General features: G+C 66.3%; 18 protein-coding genes. 6 read left to right on the top strand and 12 right to left on the bottom strand.

The window, feature by feature from the left end; translation table 11 throughout:
- Positions 1-5 precede the first annotated feature (5 nt).
- Positions 6-797, top strand: coding sequence for an acyl-[acyl-carrier-protein] thioesterase (locus tag R4P47_RS09425; RefSeq protein ID WP_411567314.1), 792 nt, complete (start codon positions 6-8; stop codon positions 795-797).
- Here the strand turns inward: R4P47_RS09425 and R4P47_RS09420 are convergent.
- The 7 genes from R4P47_RS09420 to R4P47_RS09390 all read right to left on the bottom strand — a co-directional run bounded on the left by R4P47_RS09420 (position 701) and on the right by R4P47_RS09390 (position 8,674).
- Positions 701-2,146, bottom strand: coding sequence for an AMP-binding protein (locus R4P47_RS09420; protein WP_317784623.1), 1,446 nt, complete (start codon positions 2,144-2,146; stop codon positions 701-703). The two genes, R4P47_RS09425 and R4P47_RS09420, sit on opposite strands and share 97 nt — an antisense overlap.
- Positions 2,136-2,768: an energy-coupling factor transporter transmembrane protein EcfT gene (locus tag R4P47_RS09415; RefSeq protein WP_317784622.1), complete on the bottom strand. Its 633-nt coding sequence runs from the start codon at positions 2,766-2,768 to the stop codon at positions 2,136-2,138. Before R4P47_RS09415 ends, R4P47_RS09420 begins: the two co-directional genes overlap by 11 nt.
- Positions 2,765-3,445, bottom strand: a complete 681-nt coding sequence (locus R4P47_RS09410) for an energy-coupling factor ABC transporter ATP-binding protein (RefSeq protein WP_300524665.1) — start codon at positions 3,443-3,445, stop codon at positions 2,765-2,767. The genes R4P47_RS09415 and R4P47_RS09410 overlap by 4 nt, the downstream gene beginning before the upstream one ends.
- Positions 3,446-3,455: 10 nt before the next feature.
- Positions 3,456-4,607 carry a thiolase family protein gene (locus tag R4P47_RS09405; protein WP_317784621.1) on the bottom strand — a complete coding sequence of 384 codons (1,152 nt, stop codon included), beginning with the start codon at positions 4,605-4,607 and terminating at the stop codon, positions 3,456-3,458.
- Positions 4,604-5,746 carry an AMP-binding protein gene (locus tag R4P47_RS09400; protein WP_317784620.1) on the bottom strand — a complete coding sequence of 381 codons (1,143 nt, stop codon included), beginning with the start codon at positions 5,744-5,746 and terminating at the stop codon, positions 4,604-4,606. The genes R4P47_RS09405 and R4P47_RS09400 overlap by 4 nt, the downstream gene beginning before the upstream one ends.
- Positions 5,743-6,294: a biotin transporter BioY gene (locus R4P47_RS09395; protein ID WP_317784619.1), complete on the bottom strand. Its 552-nt coding sequence runs from the start codon at positions 6,292-6,294 to the stop codon at positions 5,743-5,745. The genes R4P47_RS09400 and R4P47_RS09395 overlap by 4 nt, the downstream gene beginning before the upstream one ends.
- A gap of 151 nt (positions 6,295-6,445) precedes the next feature.
- Positions 6,446-8,674, bottom strand: coding sequence for a hypothetical protein (locus R4P47_RS09390; protein WP_317784618.1), 2,229 nt, complete (start codon positions 8,672-8,674; stop codon positions 6,446-6,448).
- Between the two features lie 74 nt (positions 8,675-8,748).
- Here R4P47_RS09390 and R4P47_RS09385 point away from each other — a divergent pair, with 74 nt between their 5' ends.
- Positions 8,749-9,258: a GNAT family N-acetyltransferase gene (locus tag R4P47_RS09385; protein ID WP_317784617.1), complete on the top strand. Its 510-nt coding sequence runs from the start codon at positions 8,749-8,751 to the stop codon at positions 9,256-9,258.
- Here R4P47_RS09385 and R4P47_RS09380 read toward each other — a convergent pair.
- The 3 genes from R4P47_RS09380 to R4P47_RS09370 form a co-directional block, all read right to left on the bottom strand.
- Positions 9,248-10,195, bottom strand: a complete 948-nt coding sequence (locus R4P47_RS09380) for a CPBP family intramembrane glutamic endopeptidase (RefSeq protein WP_269595351.1) — start codon at positions 10,193-10,195, stop codon at positions 9,248-9,250. The genes R4P47_RS09385 and R4P47_RS09380 overlap by 11 nt on opposite strands.
- Before the next feature lie 105 nt (positions 10,196-10,300).
- Positions 10,301-10,552 (bottom strand): hypothetical protein, encoded by a 252-nt coding sequence (locus R4P47_RS09375; RefSeq protein ID WP_317784616.1) that lies wholly within the window; start codon positions 10,550-10,552, stop codon positions 10,301-10,303.
- 34 nt (positions 10,553-10,586) lie between these two features.
- On the bottom strand, positions 10,587-11,228 hold the full coding sequence (locus tag R4P47_RS09370) for a GAP family protein (RefSeq protein ID WP_317784615.1): 642 nt from the start codon (positions 11,226-11,228) through the stop codon (positions 10,587-10,589).
- 65 nt (positions 11,229-11,293) lie between these two features.
- Here R4P47_RS09370 and R4P47_RS09365 point away from each other — a divergent pair, with 65 nt between their 5' ends.
- A complete protein-coding gene (locus R4P47_RS09365; RefSeq protein ID WP_317784614.1) occupies positions 11,294-11,899 on the top strand; it encodes a TetR/AcrR family transcriptional regulator in 606 nt (201 codons plus the stop codon).
- On the opposite strand, the gene R4P47_RS09360 is transcribed toward R4P47_RS09365, so the two are convergent.
- Positions 11,878-13,071, bottom strand: a complete 1,194-nt coding sequence (locus tag R4P47_RS09360; RefSeq protein WP_317784613.1) for an MFS transporter — start codon at positions 13,069-13,071, stop codon at positions 11,878-11,880. The genes R4P47_RS09365 and R4P47_RS09360 overlap by 22 nt on opposite strands.
- Positions 13,072-13,133: 62 nt before the next feature.
- On the opposite strand from R4P47_RS09360, the gene R4P47_RS09355 reads away from it, so the two are divergent.
- A complete protein-coding gene (locus R4P47_RS09355) occupies positions 13,134-13,676 on the top strand; it encodes a GtrA family protein (RefSeq protein ID WP_094668723.1) in 543 nt (180 codons plus the stop codon).
- Positions 13,663-14,187, top strand: a complete 525-nt coding sequence (locus R4P47_RS09350) for a histidine phosphatase family protein (RefSeq protein ID WP_317784612.1) — start codon at positions 13,663-13,665, stop codon at positions 14,185-14,187. Before R4P47_RS09355 ends, R4P47_RS09350 begins: the two co-directional genes overlap by 14 nt.
- Here the strand turns inward: R4P47_RS09350 and R4P47_RS09345 are convergent, their stop codons facing one another.
- Positions 14,188-14,388: a hypothetical protein gene (locus R4P47_RS09345; protein ID WP_068053408.1), complete on the bottom strand. Its 201-nt coding sequence runs from the start codon at positions 14,386-14,388 to the stop codon at positions 14,188-14,190.
- Between the two features lie 161 nt (positions 14,389-14,549).
- Here R4P47_RS09345 and R4P47_RS09340 point away from each other — a divergent pair, with 161 nt between their 5' ends.
- Positions 14,550-15,125 carry a hypothetical protein gene (locus R4P47_RS09340; RefSeq protein WP_317784611.1) on the top strand — a complete coding sequence of 192 codons (576 nt, stop codon included), beginning with the start codon at positions 14,550-14,552 and terminating at the stop codon, positions 15,123-15,125.
- The last annotated feature ends 20 nt before the right edge of the window (positions 15,126-15,145 follow it).

Genomic DNA, 15,145 nt, shown 5'->3' with positions numbered 1-15,145 from the left:
CGGACGTGACCAATGCACGTGTGGAACCGGCAGGATTCGACGACGAACTGGCACCGGAGCCGCCGCCCGGTGAGGGTTTCGAGACCGACTGGCCGGTGCGGACCGGCGACATCGATCCGAACAACCGACTACGGTTCGACGGCGTTGCCCGCTACCTGCAGGACATCGGTACGGACAACCTCGACGCCACTCCCCTGGGCAAGACGGATCCCATGTGGATCGTGCGGCGCACCGTCATCGACGTCTTCGAGCCGATCCATTTCCCGGACCGAGTACACATGCGGCGTTGGTGTTCGTCGATGTCGACGCGGTGGTCGAACATGCGCGTGGCACTGACGACACCGAAGGGTGGGCGCATCGAGACCGAGGGCTTCTGGATCAACATCAGCAAGGACACCGGGATGCCGACCCGCATCAGCGACGGTGCCCTGGAAATGCTGGCGCGAACCACCGATCAACACCGGTTGCGATGGAAGGCATGGCTGACCGAGCCGGTGCCGGCCGAATCGACCACGGATGTGCAGTTCCCCTTGCGCGCAACCGATATCGATCCGTTCGACCACCTCAACAATGCGGTCTACTGGCACGCGATCGAGGAGTTGCTGGTCGACGTGCCCGAGCTGGCCGCGTCGCCGCACCGCGCCGTCATCGAATACCTGAGCCCGGTGCTGGCGGGTGAACGCGTCACTCTGCGCCATCGCTACGAGGGCGGCGCGTTGACCGTCTGGTTCGTCGTCACCGGAGCATCGGGCGGGCCCACGGTCCGCACCGTGGCCAAGGTTGCCGCCAGAGCCTGACGGTCGAGCTTGCCGCGCGGCGTACGCGGAAGAGCGTCCACGACGGCGATCAGCACGGGCAGGCTGGGGCCCGGAAGCACGGTGCGCAGGTGGCGGCGAATCCGAGCTACGGATATCGAATCGGTCTGCGCCACAACGACTCCGGCAGCAGGTTCCTCACCGGTTCTGTCGTTGGGCAACCCGACCACGCCGGCCTCGAGCACACCGGGAACTGCGAGCAGGGCCGCCTCGATCGGGGTCAACTCCACCGTGAGCCCGGCCCGGACGATCGTCTCGCTGCCGCGGCCGTGCAAGGTCAGTCGGCCCTCTTCGACACTGCCGCGATCGCCGACGGTCATCCACCCGTCGACCGGCCCGTTCGTCAGGGTGGTGTGGCCTCCCACTCGGCTCAGGTAGCCGTCGAACAGCATGTCACTGCGGACGTGGAGCAGATCGTCCCTGATCTCGACCTCGACCCCGTCGAACAGCTGACCGCTGACCTCCGCGCCGTTGCTTTCGCTTCGGTCGTAGGAAACGAAACTGAGCTCCGACGCCCCGTAGAAATGTGTCAGCGCCGCATTCGGAAGTACCGCCGCCAGAGCGGCCCTCCCCGGCTCCGCCCACCGCGCCGCGGACGAGAGCACTTCACGGACACTGTTCGATCGCACTCCTGAGCGAGCGACGTCCCAGGCGATGGTCGGGACCGAATACAGATGTGTCGCAGCATCTTCGAGAGCTGCCGTGGGCTCCCGTAGGTCGACTGTCGCCCCGCGGGTGAGCCCGTGCAGTGCGCCGTAGAGAAAGTGCGTGTGATCGAGAGTGCCCGGTGCGGACACCCGATCTCCCGGACCGAGATCGAACAAGGCATCGGAGCGATCCAGCGTCGCCGCCCACGACGCCTGGTTGCGCACGAACAGCTTGGGCGGACCGGTGGTTCCCGAGGTGACGCCCACGAGCAACTCGGAATCCGGTGTGGGGGTGGGGACGGCGGTTGTCTTGGCAGCCATGTCCTCGGGTGCGAACACGTCCACCGCACCCCAACCGTGCACTCTCGCATGCTGACGCGGATGCGCGGCAATCAGCGAGGGCTCGCACACCGTTACGACATCGACGAATTCCTGAGCCAACAAATGCCGATGCAGCAGAACGACACTCACCCCGGCATGCATCGCCGCGACGACGACCACCAACGACCCGATGTCCGACGTCGGCAGTACCGCGATGCGACGCATCCCTGCCACTGCGGTCGCCGTGCGTGTCACCCGGTCCCAGAATTCGCGGTAGGTGACCTCCCCGGTCGCGTCGACCACGGCTGCCTCGGAGCGGTCGAAATGCCGCGCTATCCGGGCGGCGAGGAGTTCACTCGTCATCGTCACCGTCAAAATCGACACCGTCGTCATCTACGCCGCGCGCGACGAGGGCGTCTCCCATGGCGTCGGCGGTGCGGAGGGCCCGCACCAGGACCGGCGTTGCCAGCGCCGTCATCGACCACTGCAGTCCGCGTGCTTTGCGAGCCTGCGACACCTCTTGGACGATGGAGGCGAGTAGAGGGATGCAGCGGATGGCCAGTGCCAGGAGCAATCCGATGCGATCCGGGTCGACGCCGAAGCGGCGGACGGGGCCGAGCGCTCGGGTGACGGTATCGAGCATGTCGGTCACCCGGGTGGTGAGGGTGACGAGAGCTGCCAGCGCAACGGAGATCACCAGCACCCCACACACCACGACGGCGCGCTGCCAGGTGGTGATGATCACCTGGAAGACACCGATGATCAGCAGCATCCACAGCACTGGACGCAGTTGCGCCAGTGCGACTTTCGCTGGAATGCGAGCCACCGCGAACAATGCCGCGACCAGTACCGCTACCGCTGCGACCTCGAGCGGAGTGCGCGCGAAGATCACCGTCCCCAGGATCGCGAAGATCAGCGCCAGCAGCTTCGATCCCGGGCTCATCCGGTGCAGCAGCGAGGTACCGGGCCGGTAGAGACCGATCATCCGATCAGCTCCCGGTAGGCCGGGACCGCGGCGGCGGGGGTGCCGTCGAACGCGATGCGGCCGTCGTCGATGACGATGACGCGCTCGAAGCTGTCCAGCAGGGCCAGTTGGTGGGTCACGACGATGACTTGCTGGTCCATCGAATCCAGAGCCTGCGCGACGACGCGTCCGTTCCGCAGATCCAGCAGCGTGGTGGGTTCGTCCGCAACGACCACCTCCGGTCGTCGGATGAGGACGGCACCGATCGCCAGCAGTTGTTTCTGTCCTCCGGAGAGCAGGTGCGCCGGATGGTCGCGGTGCTGATCGAGACGGAAGCGGACGAGAATCTCCTCCACCCGCTCGGCCACCTGCTGCTTGTTCAGCCCGGACCTGCGCAGCGAGAACGCGAGATCCTCGGCGACAGTGGGCATCACGATCTGCGAGTCCGGGTCGGTGAACACGAAGCCGACCTTCTTGCGTACCTGCGCGCCCTTCTTGGCGGCGTCGATACCGTCGACCGTGACGCGGCCCGTATCGGGTTTGATCAGACCGTTGATCATCCGCGCGAGCGTCGACTTGCCGGAACCGTTGGAGCCGATGATGCCGATCCGGCGCTCGTCGAACTCGAGGTCGATGCTGTGCAGCACCTGCCGTTCTCCGAACGAGTGCGAAATGTTCTCGAACTTGATTGTGCTCATATGACCCTGCTCATGTCGCTCGTTCCACCAGCATCGCTATTCCCTGCCCGCCGCCGATGGCGCAGGCCGCCAGGCCCAGTGCCGGACCCCCGGGCTGCAGCATTCGAGAGACCAACCGTACCAGCAGAATTGCGCCCGAAGCTCCCCACGGATGCCCCATCGCGATGGCTCCACCTTCCGGGCAGATGCGGTCCTCGTCGAGGCCCAATTCATCCGAGACCGCGAGCACGACCGACGCGAAAGCCTCGGTGATTTCGATGGTGTCGAGGTCGGAGAGGCTCACCCCGGTGCGGGCGAGCAGCTTGTCGATCGCCGGCACCGGACCCAGCCCGGGAAGAGCCGGGTCGGACCCTGCGACCGCGCTGCCGAGGATGCGCAACGCCGGCATCCCGGCCGCCCGCTCGGCGGTGGTGATGGCCAGAACCGCTGCGCCGTCGGATATTCCGCACGAGTTGCCCGCGGTCACCGTGCCGGCTGGGGTGAACGTGCCGGCTGGGGTGAATGCGGGGCGCAGCCTGCCGAGCCGCTGGGCGGTCATGTTGGGGCGGATGCGCTCGTCGGTTGCGACATCGTTCACCGTGACGATCTCGGCCGAGAAGTCGCAAGCCGCCGCGCGCGCGAACGACCGTGCAGCGTAGGCATCTTGGCGTTCGCGCCCGATACCGCGGATTCGCGCGAGGTCGTCCGCTGCCACACCCATGTCCGGGTCCTCGAAGCCGGGCGGAGCGAACGGCGCTCGGGTGTAGCGGACGGGTTCTTCGCCGTCGACCGGTGGCCAGAACCGCCACGGACTGGTGCTGGCAGATTCGACGCCACCGGCCAGTATCAACGTCTCGTCGCCGCTGCGGATGCGCGACGCGGCCTGCGCGACGGCGTCGAGCCCGGATCCGCACTGCCGATCGACGGTGACTCCGGGAACTCCGACACCGAGGCCCGCGAGCAGCGACGAGACCCGTGCGACATCACCGCCGGGACCGAGGCAATTACCGAGAATCACGTCGTCGATCGGAATGTCGAGTGAGCTGATTTCTGCTGCAACAGCTTTCAGCACCGGCGCGGCAAGGTTCGGGGCGGTGACATCGGCGAAGCCGTGCCCGGCGATACCGATTGCCGAACGTTTGGCCGCAACGATGACGGGGATGTTCGAAGCAGACACATTCACAGCAGGGCCCTTCGGGCGATCTTGCCGCTCGCGGTGCGGGGCAACTGCTGCACCACCGTCCAGCGTCGCGGCAGCGCCTCCTTGGCCATGATTGCGCGAGCGTCGGCGCGCACCAGGTCGAGGTCGCGGGTTCCGTCGAGTTCGATGACGGCTGAGACCGTTTCGCCGAGAACCGCGTGCGGTGTACCGATCGCTGCCGCAGCTCGGACGCCGTCGAGCCCGGTCAGGATGTTTTCCACGTCCTCGGCGATGACGGTGGTTCCGCCCACGTTGATCGCTGCATCTCCGCGGCCGTGGACGAGGAGTTCTGAGCCGTTCAGTTCGGCCAGATCACCGACGCCGAACCAATCGCGCGCACCCAGCGCGGCGTACGGCGATCGAACGAACAGGTACCCGTCCTCGGTGCGTGCTTCGACATCGCGGAGCAGCCTCAGCGACGATTGTTCGCCCACCACCCTCGCCGCCACCAGCGACAACTCCGCCGAGCCGTAGTATTCGACCAGCCTGACGCCTTGCGCCGAGATCGTCTGCGCAGCAACATCATCGAGCCCGGCTCCGGCAGCGACGGCAATCCGCGCATGAGGCATCCGGCGGACGACGTCACGGAGTACCGCAGGCACCGCGTGGACAGCAGTGGCCTGCGCAGCGTCGTCGGTGACGCATGCCCCCAACCACAGTGCGTGCACCGCGGCGAACAGGTGCATCGTGGCGTGCAGCGGTCCGGTGATGAGCACGGTGTCGGTCGGTCGGATACCGGAGATGTCGGTGAACTCGGGGAAGCTGTCTACCCACGACGCGGCCGTGCGAGCGAGCGGTTTCGGCCGGCCGGTGGAGCCCGAGGTTGCCACCAGCAGGAACGCGTCGGGATCGATGTGCGCAGGGCGCTCGGGACGGGCGGCCGGGTCCTCCACTCGGACCGCACTGCCCTGCCTGGCCGCCGCGAAGACGCAGATCAAGGCCTCCGGCAGCTCGAGCGCTGACGCGTCGTGGGATCGAGCGCTGTGGGATTGAGCGTCGTGCACCGGGAGGTGAGGCCACCGCCCGACGGCTGCGTCGAGTTCGGCGTAGGTGAGTGTGCGACCCGCCCAGGAGATGGCGGTGTCGTTGTCGCGGCCTCGACCTCCCAGCGTGAGAGTCACGCCTTGATCAGGCCCGGGTACGCGCGATGGACGCTCTTGGCGACGACGGTGGCGACGACGACCTTCGCGATGTCGCCGGGAAGGAACGGTCCGTTGGAGGTGACGGCGGCCCAGAGTCCGACGTCGGTGCGCAGAACGAGTCCGATGATGCCGAATGCGTAGACGATCACGATTCCGCCGACGGCGTTGATCAGCAGGCCGAGCACGATCGAGTACTTGGGCAGGATGCGCGCTGTGAGCAGGCCGATCAGGAAAGCGGCTGGAATCCAGCCGATGAGGTACCCGACGGTGGGCCCGGCCATGGCGGCGAGACCGGTACGCCCGCCCGCCAGCAGCGGCAGGCCGATCATCGTCAGGGCGAGGAACACCAGAACCGAGGCCGTGCCCTTGCGGGGTCCGAGGATCGCGCCCGACAGGATGATGCCGAGGGTCTGCAGGGTGATGGGGACGCCCGAGAACCCGACCGTGATCGATCCCGGCAGGCCGAGCGCGGCGATGAGTGCTGCGAACACTGCGATCTGCGCCATGTCGCGGGCGGAGACGTTCATTCGGCTGACCTTACGGCTCGGCTGGCGGGTACTGCTGTCGACATCTGACACGGTGGCTCCTCGTGGAGTGGGGCGGTGACCTGCCCCAGAAACTTGAACGGCGTTCAAGGTAGCAGGCCAGCGGCCTGTGCCACACCGGCACGGGTGTGGTTCAGAAGGGCGGAGGGTCGTATCGGGTGCGGTCGTATCGGACGCGTGCATGGACGACGCGACAGTGTTCCAGGTAGGCCCGCCGCTTCTCCGCCAACTTCTTTCGGTCGATACCCGTTGTCGCAGAACGACAGTCGTCCAGAGTCGGCGATGCACACCCGCTGTATTCGAGCTCCCAGCGGGTCGGTTCGAGCAGGCTCGATCCCGGCCTGGACGAGACCCTTCGCCGTCGGCGGGATGAGCGGGGAGTCGCGACCGACAACTCCGGCAACGTGACTCTGCGCAGACCGAGCGAGTTCGACCACAGAATCGCGCCGCCTGCGAGCATCACCGCCGACCACGCCCCCGAGGTCTTGGCCTGATGATGGAACACGCACACCGGCTGAAGGTTGGTCACGATCGTCCAGCCGCCCCGCTCGGGATCGTCGTGATCGAACGGAACCAGATGATCGATCTGACACCGGGCCGCCGGCACATCGCAGTTCGGGAAAGTGCACGTGCGATAGGCAGCCCGAACGAACGCCGCGACGCGGGCACTGGGCCGATACGTCACCGCAGACCGCGACGGAGCGGACTCGCCGCCATGACCGTCGGGAAAGATGCCGCGAGCACGCTCGGGCCGTTCGGCAATCCATGCAAGCCACCGTGCGACGAGCCCATCGCGGACAGACTCCTCCCCCAGTAGCGGGACTGCAGGTGGGAGGCAGTGGGCATCCCCGAGACGCGCGGACGGAAGCTGGGCGGCACCTCGTACCCGACCAATGCCGACCACCCGACGCAACAACGACGGCACCGCCGTAGAGAACGGTCCGAACGAACTCGACTGCATACCCAACCCATCGCCGCTGCGGAAGCCGGTTTGGTCAGGGCCGGAGTGCGAGCGACTGCCGGGGCGTTCCGATGCCGGGCCGTCAGGGGTGCCCGTGGTGCCGCCGCTGCCGCCGTTGGGAGAACCGCGGCCGCCCGAACCACCGCCATCGGGGCCAATGTCGTCTGGACCACCGCTATCCGGGCCATCGCCATCCGGGCCGCCCCCGTCAGGACCGCCGTCGTCAGGGCCATCGCCATCCGGGCCGCCGCCGTCAGGACCGCCGTCGTCAGGGCCATCGCCATCCGGGCCGCCGCCGTCAGGACCGCAGTCGTCAGGGCCGCCGTCGTCAGGACCGCCATCGTCAGGGCCGCCTTCGGGGCCACCGGCCAGCCCATCGGTATCAGGGCTGTCACCGTTACGGCCGTCATCGTTCGATCCGTCGTCGCCCGTGTTTCCCTGTTCCGGCTTCAGCATCTCGACCAGCTCGGTCAGCAGTGCCTGCCACTTGGCATCCGTGGCAACGATGCGCGCCACTTCGGGGTCGATGGGCGTCCCGTCGGGGAGGGTCGCAGGCTCCGAGGACAGTCCCAGCAGCGTCTCCACAGCCACCACGATCTGGAGGAGATGCCCGCGCCGAGGAGGAATGTCGTCGACAGCGCCTGCCACCGGGCAGTCGTCGCCGCGATCGCACTGGCACGCCAGTGAATGCTCGCCGTGCAGCAACGCCATCAGACCCGCGGCCCGCAGTGTCCCCGTCGATCGTGGGTCGCGCTTGCAGACCGTCCCGACGATCTCGGTGATGAGCGCATCCGCCTCTGCCGCTTCGAGATCGGTGATCTTCGCAATGAGCGACGCGATCCCACCCGGACCGGTGCGGTCGATCCGCACGCCGACCTCCTCGGACTTCGCCGTCTCGCGGGCAGCTGCGGCACCGACCGGATCGGCCTTCATCCACAGCCGCCACATCCGATTGCGTAGCGCCTGCGGACGCATCCGGCCACCCGCCGCACACACCTCGTATTCGATCTTCGCGATCGTCTCGTCGCTGGCACGATGCAGCACCGAGGTGATCGTCACCACCGTCGACCAGTCGAAGCTGCCGGTGACGAAACGCAAGGCAGTCAACGGCATTCGATGCAGACGCTCCGCGACGTCGTGCACCACGGACGCATCGCGGCGCGTTCCTGTCATCGTCACGGCCAGATCGCACAGGGCACCGCGGACTGTCTCGCCCGGATCTCCACCGGCAGCTTCGGCTGCCTCGAGGCGCATCTCGAGCACGTCGCAGTAGGCGAGCACGGTCGCTGCCCGAGCGAGATTCTCGTTGACACGGTTGAGTGCGATGACGTCGAGAAACCCCGCGATACAGTCATCGACCGGCGGCGTCTCCGCCGCTCCCCACCCCCCGGTATCGAACATGAATTCGATGATACGAGAGGGGTACGACAAGAAAATCCGAGAACAATTCGAGTCGTATCGGTATAACTGCAACGGTGGCCAGCTACACGATCCGCGACATCCGCCCGGGCGACGAGGAACAACTGGGCGCAGCGCACGTGGCGATCTGGAAGGCGACGTACGCGGGAATGATGAACAGCGCCAAGCTCGATGCGATACGCCCTCGCGATCGCATCGAACGCTGGGAGCAGATCATCGCCCGCCTCGACGAGCAGTCGAGGCGCGGTGTGCGCACCCGATGCGCCGTCGACACCAGCGATTCACGCATCGTCGGTTTCGCCACCGGCGGCCCACCACGCGACGACAATCCGCCGGCACCGACCGAACTGTGGTCACTGAACGTTGTGCCCGAGCACCACGGCACGGGCGTCGCAACAGAACTAATGACCACCGTGATCGACCGGGAGGCATCCACATATCTGTGGGTGGCAGCGGCCAACCATCGTGCGGTGGCGTTCTACCGCAAGCATCGGTTCGAGCTGGACGGCACCGAGAAGTTCGACCCGCTCTGGGAGTGCCACGAAGCCCGGATGGTCAGGGCTTGACCGGCGGTTCTCGTCTGGACTCGTCGGGATCGAGTTTCTCGGGGTTCAGTACCACCTCGGCCACCATCGGAGTCGTCTCGACGGTCGAATCGCCGTACCGAACGGCCACCGTGTTCGGCAGGAAAGCTTCCAGCGCACGCGGAGTGATCCACCACAGCAGCGCCGAGAACAGGATCAGAATGTTGACCCACTGCAGAACTGTCGCCGCATTCTCGGACGGAATCACGCGATCGAACACCTGAATGTTCATCACCAATCCGTGGATGGCGATCAACACCCACAGCCGCCGGTAGCGGTAGAACACCCAGACCGCCGCGGCACCCCAGCACAGAGCCCACAGAAAACCGCCTCCGCCGAAGTACATGTAGAGGAGGCCCCGCATCGTGCCCGACAACGCCATGATCGCCCAGATCGGGACCCGGCCGACGAGCAGCAACACCGGCAACGCCACCAGGATCGGCTCCTCCCGTAGACCCACGACGAGAGCGGAAACCACTGCGAGCCAATCGGACTCGACCGAGGCCGGGATCGAGAAGCTGAATCGGACGATGTCCAACCGCGACAACACGAGCAGCGAAGCAGAAGCGGCACCGATCGCGGCACACCAGGTGAGCGCAGCCTCGAACGCGGTCCCACTGCGGGCCGGCCACACCGTAGGCAGCTTCCGACGCCGAACGAACCAGACGATGGCGATCGCGACGGCACCCACCAACACCTGCGCCGCGCCGACAGCGAGATCGGCCCACTGATCCCCTATCGACAGAATCGGGGCCGGCGCGTCGGGCTCACGGAAACGCCACAGCGCACCCATCAGGCCGACCAAGTAGACGACGACCCAACCGGCCACCAAACCCAGGACGATGACGGCGGTACCGGCAGCGGTCAGACCACGCCGAGGCGAGCGCTCGGCAAGCCCCGCGTCGACACCGGTCGTCACCAGGCCACCACCATTCCGCTCGATACAGCACCGCCGAACAGCTTGTCTATCACGCCCGGGCCGAGAATTCAGTACCGTCCTGGCGATACGAGCCGGCAGAGCCACTCACGGCCGAGGGTCACGCTCGGGTGTGTCGCCTGAATCCGCACCGCCGACGATGTCGTCTCGCAGTTCCGCAAGCAATCCCTTCCTCGGGATGCCGCGGCGCGATTCCCATACGTCGACCATCGCGAGTACCACCAGAACACAGCCGATCGGGCCGCCCTGGAACCAGAAGAACCGAAGGTCCCAGAAGAACAGCGCCAGCACAGCTCCGACGACAATCACGACGATGCTGCGCACATTCCTTGCTTTCATCGTTTCCCTTTCATCGATTCGGACCGCAATCGGGTCAGACCAGGTTCAGTTCGAGTGCCGCATCCGCGGCCAGTAGCGCGCCCACCACGAGCAACACCGTCGCCGACACGTCCCCACTCCAGTGATCCAGGCGCCGGAGCAGAGTTGGCGTGAGCGACGAAACATATTCCTGCGCAAACACTCTGGCGATGAGCAGGACGAGAGCGGGTGAGAGCGTCACGAGCACGTACCCCGCGAGCAGTAGCACCGAGAACCCCCACCCCAGGCCGGACTCGACGACCGCATCGATCGCCGCGAAGTAGGGCAGCATCGTCGCCACTTCCACCGCGCCCACAGCGACGGCGAGCAGGACCACACCGCGAACGCTTCTCGGGGGCCGCGCCCACCACGCACTGCTCGGGACTCGCCGCCGACGGTCACAGACCAGGCCCATGACGAGAACCACAAGACCCACCGCTAATCGAGTCCACGCGTCACCAGGAATCGCGACGCTCAGGCCATCGGTGGCCGCCCACAAGGCGACACCGACCCCGAAGTAGACCAGCCCCAACACACCCAGATGCAGCAGAACGACACGCACCCGAAACGACGGCCGCAGCATCATCCACAGCGGAACCGCAAGAGTCCCGACGCCGATGCTGTCCACCAGCGCGAGCCCGATCAGCTGAATTGACACAGCTGTACCGTAACAGGATTTCAGCACAGTTGTATCAACAAATCTGCACGTGCTAGAACAGACCGATGCCGAAGATCGTCGACCACGACGCACGCCGGGCGGAGATCGTCGCCGCCGTGTGGCGCGTCATCGAACGAGCAGGAATGGACGGGGCGACGGTACGCAGCGTCGCCGCCGAAGCCGGCGTCTCCCCCGGATCACTTCGGTACTACTTCTCCGACCAAGGAGAACTGGTGCTGTTCGCGGCCGAGACCATGACGCAACGCGTCGTACATCGGTTGGAGGCGCACCCGACCGATGGTGGCGGACCGACGCGAGCGATCCGCGTCCTCGAGGAGCTGCTACCCCTCGACGAGGATCGCCGCGCCGAGGCGTCGGTGTGGTTGGAAGCGATCGTGCGTGCCAGATTCGACGAGCAACTTGCCGCCCTCAAGACGGCCGGGTGGTTCGGCAGTCGGTACCTGTGCCGGCTCGCGTGGGCGCACCTGCACGATCTCGACCGCCCGAACTCTCCCGCATTCACATTCGACCGCGCAGAGGACGAACACGCAGCGGCCGAACTGCATACCTACATCGACGGCCTGACGCTGCAGGCGGTGACGTACCCCGAGCAACTCGCGACCGAGGAGGTACGTCGGTTGTTGCGCACTTATCTGGAGCCGCGGTCCTGAGTCGAGTCGACAGGAAATCTGCGGCCGTAGTACCACCCGATCACCGCGACGACGACGCCCGCCGCGGCAATGGCACCCAACACCGATCCGAAGCCCGACGCATCCACGACGCGACCGACGGCCAAGGGCGCCACGAGAAATCCGATCCGAGAGACCAGCGACACGATCGAAATAGCCGCTGCCGAGGACACACCGGGAAGCCGCCCGGCCAGGCTGAAGACGATGGGAAACAGTGGGCTCGCGCCCAGGCCCGCAACCGCGAACGCCCCGATGACCAGGACCGGTAGATCCGCGGTCAGAACCGACAGGCCCAGGATGACGAGAAACGCCACGGCCACCAGTGACGCGCCTCCGCTCAGCACCGTCGACGGGCCGAACCGGTCGACGACCCGGTCTCCGACCAACCGACCGATCAGCATCGCGGCCGAGAACGCAACGAACGCCATACCGGCCGAACCCGGGCCCGCGCCCTCTTCGGTCGTCATGTAGACCGCGCTCCACGACTGCGGAAAGTCCTCCATCAGCCCGGCGAGCAGCACCACGGCCCCCAGCAGGGCCAGTGCTGCGGTCGGGCGTACGAGAACGGGGCCGGATGCCGGGTCCTCGTGATCGTCGAGTGCCACCGATTCTGGACCCACCAGACCCCGTCCGACGGCAGCAAGAACGAGCACCAGCACTACCGCGACCAGACCGAAGTGCGCCGCCACCGGCATCCGGACGCCGGCCGCGGCCGCGCCGGTCACTCCCCCGACGACGGCACCGACGCTCCAGGCGGCATGGAAGCCGCTCAGCAGCGACTTCCCCGCTCGTTCCTCGACAAGGACGCCCTGCGCATTCATCGAAATGTCCATCACCGCATCGGCTCCGCCGAGCAGTACCAGCGCCGCCAGCAGCGTCCACCACGACACTGCAACCGCGGGCAGGACGAAGGCCGCGCACAACAGCAACCCCGAGGCGAGAATGGTCCATCGACTGCCGAACCGTCGGACCGAAGCAGCGGCGACGGGGGCTGCCGCCAGACCGCCGAGCCCGACACCGGTCAAGGCGAGGCCGAGCGTTGCGACGTCGATCGACAGTGAGTTCTGAATCTCCGGAATGCGGGGAGCCCAGTTCGCGAACACCGCGCCGTTGACGAAGAAGACGACGAGAACGGACAGCCTGGCACCAGTCATATCGATGCGAGCCTATCGTTCGTCGTCCGGCCGGATCCGTTACTCGAGGTAACGTCGATGGGATGCATGTGTCCGACCGCCTCACCGACCGCGTTCCCGAGCGCTGGCTCGAGCCCCTCGTCAAGCACGCCGAGGCCCTCAAGTTCCTCATCGTCGGAGCAATCACCTTCGTCGTCACCGTCGTACTGTTCTTCGGCCTGAAGTGGACGATCCTGCAGGACAAGCCGGTGACAGCGAACGTTCTGGCCGTGCTGATCGCGACGATCGTGTCGTACATCCTCAACCGGGAATGGTCGTTCACAGCGCGAGGCGGGCGACGTCGTCACCACGAGGCAGCGCTGTTCTTCGCCGTCGCCGGAACCGGCCTGGCAATCAACCAGCTACCGCTCTGGGTGTCGAGTTACATGCTGGATCTGCGGTCGCCGAACGTGTCCTTCCTCACCGAGAACATCGCCGACTTCGTCAGCGGCTCCATCATCGGCACGTTGCTGGCAACCGCATTCCGATGGTGGGCGATGCGCAAGTTCGTCTTCCCGGAACCGGTGAACGTTCTGGCCGACCCCGCCGCCCTGACCGTTTACGGTGGACGGCATGGCGACCACTAGGACCCTCGTGCTCATGCGGCACGGAAAATCTGGCTACCCCGACGGAGTGCCGGATCACGAACGACCCTTGGCGCCGCGCGGCCAACGCGAGGCGGCACTCGCCGGAGCCTGGATCACCGAACACGTCGGCCGCGTCGATGCAGTGCTCTGCTCGACGGCCCTGCGCACCCGCGAAACGCTGGCCGCTACCGGCCTGGGCGACGCTCCCACCCGATTCGAGCGAGACATCTACGGCGGATCCGCCGACGAGATCATCGACGAGATCCGCCTTGCGGACACGTACTTCGACGACGTGACCGTCTCGACACTGCTGGTCGTCGGACACGAACCCGGAATTCCCTGGACCGCACTCGAATTGGCGGCAGACGACGACACCGACGTGGCCCGCGAGGTTCGTCACCGCTTCCCCACCTCGGCGATCGCCGTGCTCACCACGGAGAAGTCGTGGGCAGAGGTCGCAGCAAGCTCGGCCACGATCACCGAGTTCTGCATCCCGCGCGCCGATCAGTGATCAGCGGTTCCTGAGGTACAGGTAGCCGGCACCGCCTGCTGCGATCAACAGGATCAGCGCTGCGGGAAACCCGAGCAGCCACCACACCAGCGCCAGTACCACCAACGCGGGCGCAGCGGCGATCAACGCGATGCCGGGATTCTCTCGAACCGTCTCCAGCGCGGACTGTGCATGCACTCTGTCGATCTTCTTGCCTGCCATGGCGGACTCCCTGTTTCGTATGTCCTGTATGCGTACTTCCACAGTAGCGCGATCAGCTACGACTTTCGGTGGAGCGCAGCGTCGTACCTTCGGCCGAACCACCAGCTACGACGCCTCCGCGGGGGTATCGGGTGCACGTCGACTGCGGTGAGATCGGGTCCATGGACAATCCGATTCTGCTCACCATCGCGATCTGCGAGATCGGCTTCTGGGCTCTGGTGATCGGCGGCCTGTGCCTTCGCTACCTGGCACTCATGCGACGCGCCAGCACCATCACGCTCGCCCTGCTCCCGGCCCTCGACCTCGTGTTGATTGGGGCGGTGGCGCTCGATCTGCACCGCGGCGGAGACGTCGAATTCGCTCACCGCCTCGCCGGCATCTACCTCGGCTGGACCGTCGTGTTCGCGCACTCCACTGTCGCCTGGCTCGACGTACGCTTCGCACACCGATTCGCCGGTGGACCCGCACCGGTCAAGGCCCCGAAGACCGGTCCGCAGGCCTACCGCAACGAGATCCGCGGATTCGTGAAGTGGTTGGTCGCCGCCACTATCGCACTGGTGATCACGTATGGCCTCGCGTACACCGTGGCAGACTCGGAGCAGGCAGCGGCACTGAAGACCGTGATCCAGCCACTCGGCGTCATCACGTTCTTCTGGTTCGTCACCGGACCGCTGTGGGTGGCCGGCAAGCACAACTCGAGCTCGAAAGATGCGGCAGGAGAACGGAGTCGACTCTGATGGTGGCTGGTTCCAGGACA

This window comes from Rhodococcus sp. IEGM 1370 (assembly GCF_033142325.1).
Taxonomy (GTDB): domain Bacteria; phylum Actinomycetota; class Actinomycetes; order Mycobacteriales; family Mycobacteriaceae; genus Rhodococcoides.
This window is presented reverse-complemented; position numbering and strand designations above follow the sequence as displayed.